14 protein-coding genes are annotated in these 14,415 nt (G+C 55.0%); 5 read left to right on the top strand and 9 right to left on the bottom strand.

Going from position 1 to position 14,415, the window contains the following annotated elements:
• The first annotated feature begins 7 nt into the window (after positions 1-7).
• The gene (gene ilvC, locus H8E27_05310; protein MBC8325025.1) at positions 8-1,036 is read left to right on the top strand and encodes a ketol-acid reductoisomerase; all 1,029 of its coding nucleotides are present in this window, start codon (positions 8-10) and stop codon (positions 1,034-1,036) included.
• Positions 1,029-2,009 carry a hypothetical protein gene (locus tag H8E27_05305; protein ID MBC8325024.1) on the top strand — a complete coding sequence of 327 codons (981 nt, stop codon included), beginning with the start codon at positions 1,029-1,031 and terminating at the stop codon, positions 2,007-2,009. The genes ilvC and H8E27_05305 overlap by 8 nt, the downstream gene beginning before the upstream one ends.
• Here the strand turns inward: H8E27_05305 and H8E27_05300 are convergent.
• From H8E27_05300 to recG, 8 genes are read right to left on the bottom strand one after another with little or no spacing between them, the layout of a single operon-like run.
• On the bottom strand, positions 1,981-3,306 hold the full coding sequence (locus H8E27_05300) for a hypothetical protein (GenBank protein MBC8325023.1): 1,326 nt from the start codon (positions 3,304-3,306) through the stop codon (positions 1,981-1,983). The genes H8E27_05305 and H8E27_05300 overlap by 29 nt on opposite strands.
• Positions 3,306-4,571 (bottom strand): glutamate-5-semialdehyde dehydrogenase, encoded by a 1,266-nt coding sequence (locus H8E27_05295; GenBank protein MBC8325022.1) that lies wholly within the window; start codon positions 4,569-4,571, stop codon positions 3,306-3,308. The genes H8E27_05300 and H8E27_05295 overlap by 1 nt, the downstream gene beginning before the upstream one ends.
• A 40-nt stretch (positions 4,572-4,611) precedes the next feature.
• On the bottom strand, positions 4,612-5,130 hold the full coding sequence (locus tag H8E27_05290) for a L,D-transpeptidase (protein MBC8325021.1): 519 nt from the start codon (positions 5,128-5,130) through the stop codon (positions 4,612-4,614).
• Positions 5,127-5,516, bottom strand: coding sequence for a hypothetical protein (locus H8E27_05285; GenBank protein MBC8325020.1), 390 nt, complete (start codon positions 5,514-5,516; stop codon positions 5,127-5,129). The genes H8E27_05290 and H8E27_05285 overlap by 4 nt, the downstream gene beginning before the upstream one ends.
• A gap of 26 nt (positions 5,517-5,542) precedes the next feature.
• Positions 5,543-6,820 (bottom strand): amino-acid N-acetyltransferase, encoded by a 1,278-nt coding sequence (argA, locus tag H8E27_05280; protein MBC8325019.1) that lies wholly within the window; start codon positions 6,818-6,820, stop codon positions 5,543-5,545.
• Between the two features lie 45 nt (positions 6,821-6,865).
• The gene (locus H8E27_05275; protein ID MBC8325018.1) at positions 6,866-7,942 is read right to left on the bottom strand and encodes a histidinol-phosphate transaminase; all 1,077 of its coding nucleotides are present in this window, start codon (positions 7,940-7,942) and stop codon (positions 6,866-6,868) included.
• 13 nt (positions 7,943-7,955) lie between these two features.
• Positions 7,956-8,681: a DUF2270 domain-containing protein gene (locus tag H8E27_05270; protein ID MBC8325017.1), complete on the bottom strand. Its 726-nt coding sequence runs from the start codon at positions 8,679-8,681 to the stop codon at positions 7,956-7,958.
• Between the two features lie 25 nt (positions 8,682-8,706).
• Positions 8,707-10,686 (bottom strand): ATP-dependent DNA helicase RecG, encoded by a 1,980-nt coding sequence (gene recG / locus H8E27_05265; GenBank protein ID MBC8325016.1) that lies wholly within the window; start codon positions 10,684-10,686, stop codon positions 8,707-8,709.
• 87 nt (positions 10,687-10,773) lie between these two features.
• Between recG and H8E27_05260 the strand changes: the two genes are divergently transcribed.
• Positions 10,774-11,376: a hypothetical protein gene (locus tag H8E27_05260; GenBank protein MBC8325015.1), complete on the top strand. Its 603-nt coding sequence runs from the start codon at positions 10,774-10,776 to the stop codon at positions 11,374-11,376.
• Positions 11,373-12,200 (top strand): hypothetical protein, encoded by an 828-nt coding sequence (locus H8E27_05255; GenBank protein MBC8325014.1) that lies wholly within the window; start codon positions 11,373-11,375, stop codon positions 12,198-12,200. The genes H8E27_05260 and H8E27_05255 overlap by 4 nt, the downstream gene beginning before the upstream one ends.
• On the opposite strand, the gene H8E27_05250 is transcribed toward H8E27_05255, so the two are convergent.
• The gene (locus tag H8E27_05250; GenBank protein ID MBC8325013.1) at positions 12,197-13,267 is read right to left on the bottom strand and encodes a M42 family metallopeptidase; all 1,071 of its coding nucleotides are present in this window, start codon (positions 13,265-13,267) and stop codon (positions 12,197-12,199) included. The two genes, H8E27_05255 and H8E27_05250, sit on opposite strands and share 4 nt — an antisense overlap.
• Before the next feature lie 74 nt (positions 13,268-13,341).
• Between H8E27_05250 and proB the strand changes: the two genes are divergently transcribed.
• On the top strand, positions 13,342-14,415 hold the full coding sequence (gene proB / locus H8E27_05245) for a glutamate 5-kinase (protein MBC8325012.1): 1,074 nt from the start codon (positions 13,342-13,344) through the stop codon (positions 14,413-14,415).

The following is a 14,415-nucleotide window of genomic DNA, read 5'->3' as shown; positions in this document are numbered from 1 at the left end:
AAATATAATGCCAGCAAAAGTATACACTGACAAAGATGCGAACCTGAAAGATCTCAAGGGCAAAACCCTTGCGGTGCTCGGGTTCGGCAGCCAAGGCCACGCGCACGCGCTCAATCTCAAAGAGAGCGGATGCAAGGTCGTCATCGGCCTTTACAAAGGCAGCAAGTCGCGCCGCGTGGCCAAGCAAAAAGGATTCGAAGTGTTCGACACTGACGAAGCCGTGCGTCGCGCCGACATCATCATGGTGGCTCTGCCGGATACCAAACAAGCGGCGTGTTATAAAAAAGACATCGAGCCGAATCTCGTCAAAGGCAAGACGCTTGTGTTTTCCCACGGGTTTTCCATTCACTTTAAAACCATCGTGCCGCCAAAGAATGTGGACATCATTATGGTGGCACCCAAAGGGCCGGGGCACATCGTGCGTCGGCAATTTTTGGAAGGGAAGGGCGTGCCTTCATTGATCGCGGTTTTTCAAAACCCTTCCCGTAAAGCGAAGAAGAATGCGCTCGCCTGGGCCAAGGGCATTGGCGGCACCCGTGCCGGTGTATTGCAAACGACTTTCAAAGAGGAAACGGAAACCGATTTGTTTGGCGAGCAAACTGTGCTATGCGGTGGCGCCAGCGCGTTGATCCAAGCGGGTTACGAAGTGCTGGTGGAAGCAGGGTATCAGCCGGAGATGGCTTACTTCGAGTGTTTGCACGAACTGAAACTCATCGTGGACCTGATGAATGAGGCCGGCATTAGTGGGATGCGTTTTTCTATTTCAGAAACAGCCAAATGGGGTGACGTGAGTGTGGGCCCCAAAATTATTGACGCCAGCGTAAAACGTCGGATGAAGACGGCGCTTAAGGAAATCCAAAACGGCAAGTTTGCCAAAGGCTGGGTTAGGGAATACGAGAACGGTTACAAGCGTTATAACAAATTGATGAAAGACGGCGAGAAACACAACATCGAGAAAGTAGGCGCCCGCCTGCGGGGCTTGATGCCGTGGATGAAAAAACGCGTGGTGGGCGGTGCTCAAGCCTCATATGAGTAACGCTTTCCCTCGCACGGCGTCTATGATGGCGCAGATGTATGGGGATAAAAAACGCTCGCAATTTCAACGATTGTCCGATAGGTTGACTCACATGAGTGGGCGGCAATTTCTGTTAATTCTTTCGGTGTCCGTTTGGGCGGCGGTCGCCGCGCGCGCGCAAGAAACTCCACCAGTGCGCGGGGACTCGGTAATCAACGCACCGGCTGCGGGCACCAATGTAACAGCGACTGTGACAAATACCGTGCCCGAAGTAGTCGGGCCGGAATTGAAACCGGTGGAGGTTGTGCCTGAACAACCCAAGGATGATGAAGCACTTGCGAAAGCTCGCCTAGAGGCAAAGATCAAAGCACTGAAAGAATTTGGTGTGATTGTCAGCAAAGATCCATTTCGACTCAATCCGCCACCCAAAGTTGACAAGCCTGCTGAAATTGAGGATTTCGTTCCCGTTGGGGCTCCAAAACTTATGGGGATTTCAACTCTGTATAATCCCCCCAAAGCCGTTCTCCGTATGAGTAAGGCTGGTGGCAGTAAAACGGTGAGTGTCTTCCTCGGTCCGGAAGAAAGTAAAGATGGCGTGGAAGTGGTCAGCGTTGATGTAGCCGACAGCAAAGTGGTCGTCAAGGTGGGTGAAAATACTTATGATCTGAAAATTGAAAAACCCAAGTTTGCTTCCAACCCTAGCCCTGATCGGGGCAGCCGTTTTCCACCAAAAGGTTCATTTGGTTCCAAGCAGCGCCCGGGCGACAGTTCTCGCCCCAGTCTACCGACCAAGAAACCTGGAGGACTAAAGCCCATACCCTCACGGCCGGACGCCAGTTTTCGGGCTGCGCCCCCCTCATACGCATTGCCGGCCTTCAATGAAGTGGTTCAAAAATTGGTGGTGGAGCCGTCGCAGATTTCCACTCAACGAGAAATCATTCATGGCCAGCTGAATTACACCGTGCCTACAGATTTCCCGGCGAATCTTCGTTGACCTCGCCAACTCCGCATGGCGCAAGAATTGCATCGCGCATCCCATGGATAATTTTTTTATCCGCCGGACAAACCGTTGCCAGCACCCCACTCAAGGTTACGGTTTCCTCGCCGTGCACAAAATAATACGGGCACAATCGAACACGGCCGTGCATCGTTTTCACTTCACCTGATTCAAAATCAAACCACTCATGCTGGACGCTCCGGGGTTTTTTGAATCGTTGTAAAACCCAGGGCGATTGTTCGAAGTCGGTGATAGCCTCTGTCACGGCAGTGGCCCATTCGGGTTGCGAAAGATCGTGCCCCAGTCGAACGCTGCGTGCCCCCCACGCGCGTTCGTGATAGCCGGAAAGTTTCAAAACTAACTGGCGATCCTTTTTGGATAAGGCAGAAAGTTGTTGCCAGTTCGTCAAGTCCAGTCCCGGCATTGCAGCGTGAGGGGGCAGGGGCGCGGGGTCCATTATCCACGTCTGGGGAACGGCGTTCCGTAACTGGATAAAAAATTTGCCGCCCAATTCGCGTTGCCAAAATTCACGCAGGTTGTGGTTCCAAAGTAATCCCAAAACCATTTTTTCCTCCAAGTACGCCTTGGGGGGCGGAGTGAGTTGAACCTGATTGGTTGTGGCCAATTCAAAGAGCGCCTGGTGATTTGGCACATTATCCAGATCGAACAATTCAAAAAAACGATATACTGAATCGCCCTTGGCAAATTGATCAAACCCAGCGTTATGCACTGTGAAGCGCTCGCCTGCCCGTTGACACAACCATTCCATCTCCGGCCGATAAGTGGCGGATTCGTCGGACACGATTAATTTTACGGATCCATCACCGTCAAACATCCCCGCAAAGCCGTTGATCATCCCGTGGGTTTCACCGATGACTTCGGAGTCTTTTCCGTACGATTCATTCAGCCATCCTGTGAGGCCGATGCCGCCTGGGACGCTGTCTAGTTCGGTGATGTGCCAACCCTCTTCGGTCAGCAAAATGTCTGGGCGCAAGACTCGGGGCAAAGCGGTTTTAAAACTGACATGCCGTTGCCAATCCAGCAGTGAATGTGGCTTGCCTTGGTCTAGCCACTCCGCCACCCACGCCGGTTGCTTGCCCGTCAAACTTTGGCGGTAAAGTAAATCTGCCGCGCGATAAAATTTAAGCAGCACTCGCCCGAGTGATTCCAGTTCGCGAACAAACCTGGCTCCCAGCGGAAAGGGTTTCGTCGCAATTCGCCATTCATGCCCGTCGAACAAACCACCAGCGGGCAGGGCGTCTCGAATGCGGTTGGCTCTCGTGGCGGCGTCCATTAATTACGTGTAAGCCCGTCGCCCTCACCGATCCATTTGTAGGTGGTCAACTCCTCCAAGCCCATTGGCCCGCGGGCGCCGATCTTGTCGGTGCTAATGCCGATTTCCGCGCCCATCCCAAATTCGCCACCGTCAGAAAAGCGAGTTGAGGCATTCCAGAAAACAGTGGATGAATCAACTTCCTGTTGAAAACGGCGCGCGGTGGATTGGTTTTCCGTCACGATCGAATCGGTGTGCCCAGAGCCGTGTGAATTAATGTGCGTGATGGCTCCCTCAACTCCATTCACCACGCGCACGGCGCAAATTAGATCGAGAAATTCTGTGTCCCAATCCGCAGCGGTGGCGGCCGTGATGTGATCACGTAAAATGTCCGCGCTGAGTTCATCAACACGTAATTCTACGCCCTTTTGCCGCAGTGCATCCGCCACCTGTGGCAGCAAAGTGGTTGCGATTGATCGATCGATGAGGAGCGTCTCCATCGCGTTGCAAACGCCGGTGCGATGGGTTTTAGAATTAAGAGTGATGGCGATGGCTTTTGCCGTATCGGCTTCAGCATCCAAATACACGCTGCAAATGCCTTTGTAATGTTTGATGACGGGCACTTTTGAACATTCAGCCACCGCGCGAATGAGCCCCTCGCCGCCGCGCGGGATGCAAAGGTCGACCAGCTCCGTGAGTGACAACAGTTCCGGAATTGCCGCACGCTCGGTGGTAGGCACTACTTGGATGGCGTTTTCGGGGAACGCATCGCAAGCACTTTGGCCAGCCTCGGTCATGAGGCGAGCGATGATTTGATTGGAATGAAGCGCCTCTTTGCCGCCGCGTAAAATCGTCACGTTGCTGGATTTGAAACAAAGCCCAGCCGCATCGGCCGTCACATTCGGTCGCGATTCATAAATCATCACCACCACCCCAATAGGCACGGCGACTTTTTTAAGGCGCAACCCGCTGGGTTGGTTGCGTTCGTCGAGGACGCGTCCTACCGGATCCGGTAATGCTGTCACTTCACGCAGCCCGTTTGCCATCGCGTTAATCCGTGTGTCATCAAGCTGTAGCCGGTCTAACATTGGTTGCGATAAATTCATCGACCGACCGGTGTCCATGTCCTTCGCGTTAGATTCTTTGATCGCGTCGCTGTTGGCTTCGATGGCGTCGGCCATCGCAAGGAGACAGGTATTTTTTTCCGCCGTGCTTAGTCGCGTCATTAGGTGCGCGGCGGCTTTGGCATTTTCCGCAAGCGCGGTCATTTGTTCGGTTAAGTTCATCGGGAAGGGGAGTGTAATGTAGAAAGCCCCTGCGCAAAAGTTAGTTTTTGCTGATAAAAACCAGCGTGCCTTCTGGAGCGATATCAAAGAGCGGCAGTAAATCTGCTGCGCTCAAGTGGATGCAGCCTTGTGAATTGGGTTTGCCAAGGCGAGATTCATCCCCGATGCCGTGGATATAAATATATCGGTCGTGGCTGTCCACAGTGCCGCCTTGGTTGTAATCTGGTTCCAACCCGCTGAGCCATAAAATGCGATCAGTGATAAGTGCTTCGGGATTGCCCTTGCCGTCGATGCCGATTGAGCGGCGGCCTTTAAAAATCGTCCCGACCGGTTCGTCCGCGCCAATTTTTTTGCACACACAATGCAGGCCGAGAGGCGTTTGGAAAGAATCCATTTCCTGTCCCGTGCCGCGTTTGGAAGTGGAGACGGTGGATATTTTTGAGGTGTCGCCGTGGAAATGCGTGAGCGTTTGCTCAGCCACGTTGACGTGCAGACAATGGTCGGTGACGGGAATGTTCAGCCGCGCGCAGGCGTCAGTGAAGGCCGCGGGGAGGTTCATTGGGTGATGGGCAGAATCTGTGCGCGCGGGATGAAGCGGCGCGTGCGGTTGCCGTTTATGCCGATGTGCAGGCCATCGGTGTCCCAGCGAATTTTGCTCCATTTGGCGGCGGCTTCTTCGGCGGTGTCGGTCACGTCCAATTCTCCGATGCGTCCGGGCATATAAAACTGTGGTTGATCCCGGCCGATATACACGCGAAGGCGCACGGATTTGCCATTCATGTGAGGCTCAAGAAACACGTGCGCGCCCAGCGGTGGGTCATCGAAGACCCCATCGCTCCATTTGAGCATGAGGCTGTGCTCGAGGGTCACCATTTTTTTTCGTTCGGTGAGTACGGTACCCGTGCCGTAGCCAATCATCAGGCACACAAAGCCAGTGAGAATCACGTCTGACAATTTTTTCGGTTTGGCCATCAGTCGGTGAGCGTCTTGATGAGCACTTTGGAATTGCGACCCTGCGCTTTGTATTCCGCTGCCCGCGCTTGGGGTAAGTCGCTCGAAAGCCCTTCGCGGTAGCCGGCCTTGGATTGGAAATAACTATACGCCCGCGTGGATAATGCAATCAGTGAGCCCAGGCCGCGTTCGCGCGCGGTGTCCTCCACAAATTGCACCAGTTTTTGGCCGATGCCCACGTTGCCGTGCGACGGGCTTACGTACAAATGCGCCAACTCGCCTACGTCGGCAAACTCACGGAGGGAAACGCACGCCACTGGATTGCCGTCTATCTCATAAATGAAATAAGTGCCCAGTTCCTCCTCGATGGCTGCCTCCGTGCGTTCCAGCAAATGTTGATCTTCCATCGCTTCACGCGTGAGCCGCAGGATGCTGCCGGCATCGCTTTTTTGCGCAGGGCGAATCTGGCGGTATTCATTCGCATAAATCAACGTGCCAATGCCCTCATTGGAAAATACCTCCGCCAGCAATCCTTCGGTCACCAATCCGTTAATCAAATGTACGCGCGGAACTCCCGCCGCGCAGGCCTCGGCGGCGTGTTCGGCTTTGGAGCGTTGAGGCGTAGGGATACTTTCCGCGTTATTGGCCAGCAACGCTTCGAGTTTGGGGCTGATCATCTGGCGAATGATTTGGCCATCGGTGCTGAGACCGTCTTCGGTGGAAATGAAAATCAACTTGGTGGCCTTTAATTCCTTTGCCACCGCGAGCGCCACGGCATCGCTGTTCAATCGAAACGTGTTGCCTTCGCCATCAAATCCCAAAGGCGGGATGACCGGCGTGATGCCTTGAGCGAGGAGGGATTGCAACAGCTCAGAGTCCACGCGCTCGACTTTGCCGGTGTGGCGATGATCGATGCCCTCAAGAATGCCGAGCGGATGGGCCACGATCGCATTGGCATTGGCGGCGCGAAGGGCGTTGGTGGCAAAGCCTTCGAGAATTTCGTGGGTGAGGCCGTTGGCTGCCGTGAGGGCAAGCTTGAGCGTGGCGTCATCAGTGATGCCTGTGCCGTCGAGATTGCTGGGCGTGGCGGATCGTTCCTCAGCAAGTGTGGCAATTTGCTGTGCCGCGCCGTGCACCAACACCACACGAATATTGAGTGAGCGCAGCACGGCGATATCCAGCAAAAGGTTTGCGAAATTCACGTGCGTCACTACCGCGCCATCGGCCGCGATGACAAACGTCTTGTCGCGGAAGCGGGGGATGTACTGCAGGATTCCTCTGAGATCGGTGGGTTTCACTTTGCCAATATTCGCTGCGGACTATCCGGAGAAAGCGCGGCGTGTTCAACGCAAATCTGCCAGCGCGGCAAGGCAACGGCCGTTTTCCAGCGGCGTGCCAATGGAAATGCGAATCCATTCCGATAACCCATAACCGCCCATCGCGCGCGTGATGATGCCGCGTTGCTGGAGTTGTTCAAACATCGCCTTCCCATCACCGACTTTTACCAAAATAAAGTTAGCGTGCGAGGGCACCGTTTCGATGTCCATTTCCGCAAACGCATTTTCAAAAAACTTTAAGCCTTCCGTGTTGTTCTCGCGCGTGGCGTGGACGTGTGCGGCATCCTCCAGCGCTGCCAGCGCGGCGGCCTGGGCGATGGCGTTGAGATTGAACGGTTGCCGAATTTTTTCCAGTGCGGCGATAAAGTCCGGATGACCAATCCCGTAGCCCACTCGGAGACCGGCAAGGCCGTGGATTTTTGAAAAGGTCCGCATCAGAATCAGGTTTTGCTTTTCGGAAATCAACGGCAACAAATCAGGCGCGTCATCGATGAATTCAAAATACGCTTCGTCCATCACCAGCAACACGTCATCAGGAGTGTCATTCACCAAATCCATTACCGCCTCGTTTGGCGCACGCGTGCCGGTGGGGTTGTTGGGGTTTGCGACGAACACGATGCGCGTCTCCGGCGTGATCGCCTCTCGCATTGCAGGGAGATCGTGGCCGAAATCTCTCGCGGGAACGCTGATGCAATCTGCGCCGGCGAGGTGTGCGGCGATCGGATAAATGGCGAAACAATATTGCGAAACCACAATGTTGGTGTTCGGCCCCAGCAAAGCGCGCGATACAAATTCAATGATTTCATTGGAGCCATTGCCAAAAATCAGGTTGGCCGGAGTGATGCCCAGCTTTTCGGCCACAGCTTCGCGCAGATAATACGCATTGCCGTCCGGATACAAATTCACCCGTGCCGCGGCTTCGCGCATTGCGGCAACAGCTTTGGCCGAAGGGCCGAGTGGGTTTTCGTTGGAGGCGAGCTTGATGAGTTCCGCCGCGGGCAAACCCAGTTCGCGTGCGACTTCTTCCAAAGGGCGTCCGCCGTGATATACCGGCAAGTGTTGAAGCTGCGGATTGAGTTTCATCCTATTCAGATTCTTAGCTCATCCAATTGGTGCGGCTGCTCTTGCCGACCTCAGTGATTTCGCCCGATGAATGTTTGGCGATGTACAGCGTGATGCCGATGACGGACAGAAACGTGCCCATCATCACCAATGCGACAAACCAACTTGCCAGCCCGCCAATGGCCAGTGCGTTGTAGAGCGAGTCGAGGTTGGTGATTTTTTCGATGCTCTGGGGCGGGTGAATGAATATTTTTGTGATCCAAGCCGTGAGAATGATGATTGTGATAAACGCGTAATTGCGCTTGAGGCGTCGCCCGATGGATTCAAACATGCTGACCTTGAATGCGGGCACCAATAAATCTTCGGCCACGAGTTTGCGCCAGTTGCCTTCGAGCTTGGGTTCCTGCCGCATCAGCACGGGCACGATGAAATGCGCCTCGAGCATTCGCACGCGTGCGCGGAAGGCGTCGTAAAAACGATAGCGCCGCGCTTCGATCCACAGCATCATCATCACAATGGCGAGGTTGAAAAAGAAAATCAGGTGCGGCACTTCTTTGAAGGAAAACGCCACAGTAAAAATGGTGCAGGTGGAGGTGATAGCCCAGGTGGTGGTGGTGTCGAGCCGTTGTCGCCAAACCATAATGCGTCCGACTTCGCCGCGATAAAAATGAGACATCGCGGTAATGTAATCCTGGCTGAAAGTGGGTTTATCAATGAACGCGTCACTCACAGACTGATTGTCCTCGTCCAACTCGGGCATGGGCGAAGCCTAACACAATAAAGCATTACCGCCCAGCCTCGATCTGGAGCGCGATGTGGCGCGCTAATTCGATGAGGTCGAGGTCGCGCCGCAGGTCGCCAAATTTGAACGCGGGCAGTCCGCTTTGGTCATTCCCAACCAATTCGCCGGGGCCGCGGAGCTGGAGATCGGCCTCGGCAACTTTGAAGCCGTCGTTGGTTTCCGCCAACACAGTAAGGCGTTCGTTGGCTTCGGCAGATTTGCCGCTTGTGAGTAAGATGCAATGGCTGTCGTGCGTGCCGCGTCCGATGCGTCCGCGCAATTGATGAAGCTGGGCGAGGCCGAATTGTTCGGCGTTTTCGATAAGCATCAGCGTGGCGTTGGGCACGTCTACGCCTACTTCCACCACTGTGGTGGCGAGCAGCACTTGGGTTTGGTTTTTGCGAAAGCTGGTCATCACCGTTTCCTTTTCCTCCGGCTTGAGGCGGCCGTGCAACACGGCGACGGTGTGCGGGACAAATGCTTTGGCGAGTTTTTGGGCTTCGGCGTTGACTGCTTTGATGCCGGCGGCGGCGTCCTCATTATCCACCCGTGGGAAAATCACAAACGCCTGTCGGCCGGCGGCGAGTTCGGTTTTTAAAAATACTAAAATCTTCGGCCAACGTTCCGGCGTGCGAATGTGGGTACGCACTTCGCCTCGGCCGGCGGGTAATTCATCAATCACAGAGCTGTCGAGATCGCCGTAAAGCGTGAGGCCGAGCGTGCGCGGGATGGGCGTGGCAGTCATCACCAGCAGGTGCGGGTAGTGGCCTTTTCTGACGAGACGATCGCGTTGAGTGACGCCGAATTTGTGCTGCTCATCGATGACGATGAGCCCCACGCGTTCGAGGGCGAACCCCGTTTGAAACAGCGCGTGTGTGCCAACGACAATGGTCGGCGTGTTTCTTTCAAATAAAGTCTCGGCGGTATCTTTGCGTGCGCCGGTGTGCAGCCGGACGCGAATGCCCAGCGGCTCCAGCCATTGCGTGAAATTGCGATGATGTTGTTCGGCGAGAATTTCCGTCGGCGCCATGAGCAGTCCATTATAGTTGCTCTCTAACGCACGCAACAATGCCAATGCGGCCACGACGGTTTTGCCTGAACCGACATCGCCCTGCAATAACCGCCGCATCGGATGTTTGCCGTTGAGGTCGCTTTCGATTTCCATTTGTACGGTCCGTTGTGCATCCGTGAGTTGGAATTCGAGTTGTTGCAAAAATGGGTTTACAAAACTGCCATTGCCCGCACAGGGGAGTGCTGTGGCCTTGGTCTGCATCGTCACGCGGCGGCGGCGGATAATGGATTGAAGTTCCACAAATTCATCGAGCGCCAAGCGCCGGCGCGCGGCTTTGGCTTGGTCGAGGTCATCAGGGAAATGCATTTGGCGAATTGATTCGCGATGCGATGGCAAACCGGCGGCGGTGTAGTTTGGCTCTGGAATTTCGTCGATGTGTTTTTCGAGCAAGCCGAAGATCACACGCCGCAGCCAGCGTTGCGGCATGCCTTCGGTGAGCGGGTACACGGGCACGATGCGGTTCACGTGTATGGTGGGATCGTCATCGCTTTCAATGATTTCTGTTTCCGGATGATCCAATCCGGGGCGTTTGCCGCCGGTGAGTTTGCCGTACACCAGCACCTCGTCGCCGCGATGAAAGAGGCGGTCCATATAATTGCAGTTCCACCAACGGCACCGCACGCTGCCTGATTCATCCTCAAGCACAAACTCAAACATTCGTCGTCCGCCGCGCAAATGGTTGGTGCCGAGTACCATAATTTTCCCGCGAGCAAGGCACATCTCTTCGGTTGATAAATCTCGGATGGGCCGAATGTCGCGGCGATCTTCATAACGCCGTGGTGGATGCAGCAACAGATCGCCCGCGGTGAGGCACTTGAGCCGCGCCAGCTGCGCCGCCCGCTCGCTGCCCACGCCCGGCAAATCGGCCAATGGCCGCGCCAACGCTGAGTTTGTTGAAGCCTCCTCGCTCACACCGCGTTATTTACCCGAGGAGCGCCGCGCGCCCAAGCCGAAGTTTTGCACGTTGCTCCTTACGCCGTTCCTCCCCATACTCCGCGTGTGGCGCACGAGACGGATTCAGTAGAGCGTTTGTGGCAGGATTATGCCGGGGTCTTTCGGAAGTTTGACGACTTGACCCTTGCGCGTTGGATGTCGCAAACGCTCAGTCAATTACAGGGCCAACTGTGGCGAATGTCGCATCCGTTGGTGGCCTCGTATCGGCTCGCCGCAATGATCGCGCACGACCGCCAAGTTTGGCATCAACGCCTCGTAACCGTGCCGCCGGATTTCCCGGTTACCGAATGCTGCCGCGCGCCACTGTTGCCGATGGTCACGCGGGACGTTTTGGAAAATGGCTTAATCTGCCTTCACTGCAACGGCACAGCGGTGGAGATTGAAAAAGTCGGAGAACTGGCAGAGTCGCTGGCCACGTGGGCTGAGGCGTATGCACCCATTCACGGTGTGGCGCATTGGGATGATGCCCGCCGCGCGGCCCACTCGAATTATGATCAAGCCTACGAAGACGCCGCCACCGAAAGCGAAAAACAACTCGCCCAGCTCGGCGTCGAACTGGCACCGCCTTTGGTGGAGTTTTTTCCCGCTGTGGTGTGGGAGGATCAAGACGAATGCCTTCAAGTACGACCGGAAGATATCATGACATGACGCTCCCGATTGACAATCCACCACCCGGAAGCCGGAAACCGAAATGGCCAAAATTTGTTGCAATGGGCTGCGGTGGCTTTTTGTTGCTGCTGGTTGTGGGTGTACTGCTGGCTAATTATTATTTCAAACGTGCGGTGGTAGACCATCTTGAGCGTAAAATGGCTGATGCGGGGTTGGATGGGCAAATCGGAGAATTTGACTACAATATCCAAGATCGTAAATTATTTATCCGTGATTTGTCGGCGGTGCCGGTTGGCAGCAAGCTGGCAGATTTAGGGAACGTGACGATAAATGAAGGGGTATTGCAATTCGACAAAGATGAACCGAAAAAGATTGTCCGAGTAGGAATTGACGGGCTTAAATCTGATCAATTTTCAGTGGTCGAATTGGAGGTGCGGCCAGAGGAATTGCTTTCCGCAAAGGGAGTGACCGTGAAAAATCCGAAGGAATTTGGTGGCGGAGATTTTCTGAAACTGACCGAGCTGCGAATGGAATACGGATCGAAAGGCTTGGATTTGCTGAAGATGAATGTGGAGGAATTGACTGCGGTGAAAAGAATGGACGGCAAATGGAATCTGCTGCTGAAGCCGATCAAGGAATTGAAGTTGATGGGTAAATCGGTTGATCGTATCGGTCAATTTTATCTTCAGATCAATTCTGTAAAAGTGCTGGATTTAGGGCACAGCGGCACGCGAACTTTTCCGGTGAATAAGACAATTCATGTGCGCGACGTGAACAGTGCCAATGACTTCAATTCAAAAGTCTTGCCCAAATTGCTCGCCTTGATTGGCGAAGTGAAACTAGCGGCTGAAAAGCAGCCTTAGATGTTCACCGTAAACAAATCGTCCTTCTTCACGCTCTCGGAAAAACCGGCCATCAACTTGGCGACTTGGTCGAGGTCCTTCAGGTTCACTAATTCCACCGGAGAATGCATATAGCGATTGGGCAGGCTGATGAGTGCGCTGGGGATGCCGCCGCGTGTCCAAAATATCGCGTCCGTGTCCGTGCCGCTAGTGGCACTCACAGTTTCGTGTTGCACGGGGATGCGCGCCTTCTTCGCCACCGCCTCGAGCCGCTTTACCACTTCGGGATGATTGCACGTGCCGTGCGTGAGTGTTGGGCCTTTGCCCATCTTCACGTCGCCATGGACTTGTTTGTTGATTCCGGGATAATCCGTCGCGTGCGTGACGTCGACCACCAACGCCACATCAGGGTCCAGCGAATACGCAATCTGCCGTGCGCCGAATAAGCCGACTTCTTCCATCGTGTTCGATACCGCGCAAATTTCGGCGTTGAGTTTTTTCTTTGAAGCTTTCAGTAATCGTAATGCTTCCGCCACGGCCCATGTGCCAATGCGATTGTCGAAGGCGCGTCCCACCGCGAGGTCGCCGTGCAGCATTTCGAAATTTTGGTTCACCGTAATCGGATCGCCAACACGCACGCGTTTCTCGGCGGCCTTGCGGGTGCTGCAGCCGATGTCGATATAAAGATCGTGAATCTTGGGCACCTTCGGTTCGCCATCCACCCTTTGCATATGCGGCGGCGGATTGCCCACCACGCCGAGCACCGATCCTTTGGCATTATGCACTGTTACGCGTTGGGCTTTGCTTACAATGGCGTCCACGCCGCCCATGCGTTTCACCCAAATGAAACCGTTGTCGTCAATGTAGTTCACCGAAAGTGCAATCTCATCCGCGTGCCCCGCTAGCATAATGCGCGGTCCGCCACCGGGGTTAAGCGTGGCGACGCAGTTGCCGTATTCGTCGTGGGCCACTTCGTCGGCGTATTCCCCGACATAATCCAGCCATACACGTTGGCCACGCGTTTCGTAGCTGGTGGGGCTGGGCGTGTTGACGAGTTCTTCCAAAAAATTGAGTGATTCTTTGCGCATGCGCAATGGTTGCCAGTGCAGTGGCAGCGCGTCAATGCTCGACGCTCTGCGGTGCTTCTGCTACCAAACGCCGCATGCGCGCTAAGCTCCTTATGGATACCCCGTTGGTGGTGGTGAAGCTTGGTTCCGGCATTCTCACCGATGCCCGAAACCGGCTAGCGGCGTCACGCATCAAACAACTCGTCGCCCAAATCGCCCGGGCGCGAAAGGGAGGCCGCGAGGTGGTGCTCGTCAGTTCCGGTGCAGTGGCCGCCGGGATGGAGGCGCTCGGTTGCAAAAAACGCCCATCGCGTTTGGCGGAATTACAGGCATGCGCCGCGGTCGGCCAATCTCGATTGATGGCGCGATACGAGGAATTCTTTGCCACTCACAAACTCCAAGCTGCGCAGGTGCTGCTTACGCACGCGGACTTGCAGGATTACGATCGTCATCTCAATGCGCGCAATACATTGATGGCCTTGCTTGATCGCGGCGTAGTGCCGGTCATCAATGAAAACGATGCGGTCACGTTTACTGAATTAACCGTGGGGGATAACGACAAGCTCTCGGCATTAGTGGCCGCGCTGTTGCCCGCAAATTTATTGGTGCAGCTCACCACCGCCGATGGCTTGGTGCGCAATTTTGGGAAATCGAATGCGCGCCTTATTTCAACCGTACGCAACATTGACGACTCCATTCGCCGTCTCGCGCGCGGCACCCAAAGCGCCACAAGCATCGGCGGCATGGCGAGCAAAGTGGACGCCGCACAAATCGCCGGTCGCGCAGGCATCCCAATGGTTATCGCCAACGGCGTGAAGCGCGGGCAACTCACCCAAGTATTGGCGGGGGAAAATGTTGGAACCCTCTTTGTGCCGGGCGGGGACAAGCTCAAAGGCCGCAAGCGGTGGATTGCTTTTTTCCATCATCCGGCGGGCGCGCTCGTGGTCGATGATGGTGCGAAGGCTGCGCTGCGCGAACGTGGCAAGAGTTTGCTTTCGATGGGCATCGCGGACTGCGAGGGCGAGTTTGCGGCGGGCGATGTGGTGCGGGTTTGCGATGGCAATGGAACTGGTTTTGCGCAGGGCATCACGCGTTTTTCAAAAACAGAAATCGAAAATGGCAACGCGGGCAAAGTGGTGGTGCATCGCGATGACCTCGTGATTTTGTAG

The organism is Limisphaerales bacterium (genome assembly GCA_014382585.1).
Classification (GTDB): Bacteria; Verrucomicrobiota; Verrucomicrobiia; order Limisphaerales; family UBA1100; genus JACNJL01.
Note: the sequence above shows the minus strand (reverse complement) of the source record. Positions and strands in the feature narration are given on the sequence as shown.

Bases quoted from the DNA above. Each gene is read 5' to 3' on its own strand.
- ilvC (MBC8325025.1), top strand. From the start codon at position 8: ATGCCAGCAAAAGTATACACTGACAAAGATGCGAACCTGAAAGATCTC.
- H8E27_05305 (MBC8325024.1), top strand. From the start codon at position 1,029: ATGAGTAACGCTTTCCCTCGCACGGCGTCTATGATGGCGCAGATGTAT.
- H8E27_05300 (MBC8325023.1), bottom strand. From the start codon at position 3,306: ATGGACGCCGCCACGAGAGCCAACCGCATTCGAGACGCCCTGCCCGCT.
- H8E27_05295 (MBC8325022.1), bottom strand. From the start codon at position 4,571: ATGAACTTAACCGAACAAATGACCGCGCTTGCGGAAAATGCCAAAGCC.
- H8E27_05290 (MBC8325021.1), bottom strand. From the start codon at position 5,130: ATGAACCTCCCCGCGGCCTTCACTGACGCCTGCGCGCGGCTGAACATT.
- H8E27_05275 (MBC8325018.1), bottom strand. From the start codon at position 7,942: ATGAAACTCAATCCGCAGCTTCAACACTTGCCGGTATATCACGGCGGA.
- H8E27_05270 (MBC8325017.1), bottom strand. From the start codon at position 8,681: ATGCCCGAGTTGGACGAGGACAATCAGTCTGTGAGTGACGCGTTCATT.
- H8E27_05255 (MBC8325014.1), top strand. From the start codon at position 11,373: ATGACGCTCCCGATTGACAATCCACCACCCGGAAGCCGGAAACCGAAA.
- H8E27_05250 (MBC8325013.1), bottom strand. From the start codon at position 13,267: ATGCGCAAAGAATCACTCAATTTTTTGGAAGAACTCGTCAACACGCCC.
- proB (MBC8325012.1), top strand. From the start codon at position 13,342: ATGCGCGCTAAGCTCCTTATGGATACCCCGTTGGTGGTGGTGAAGCTT.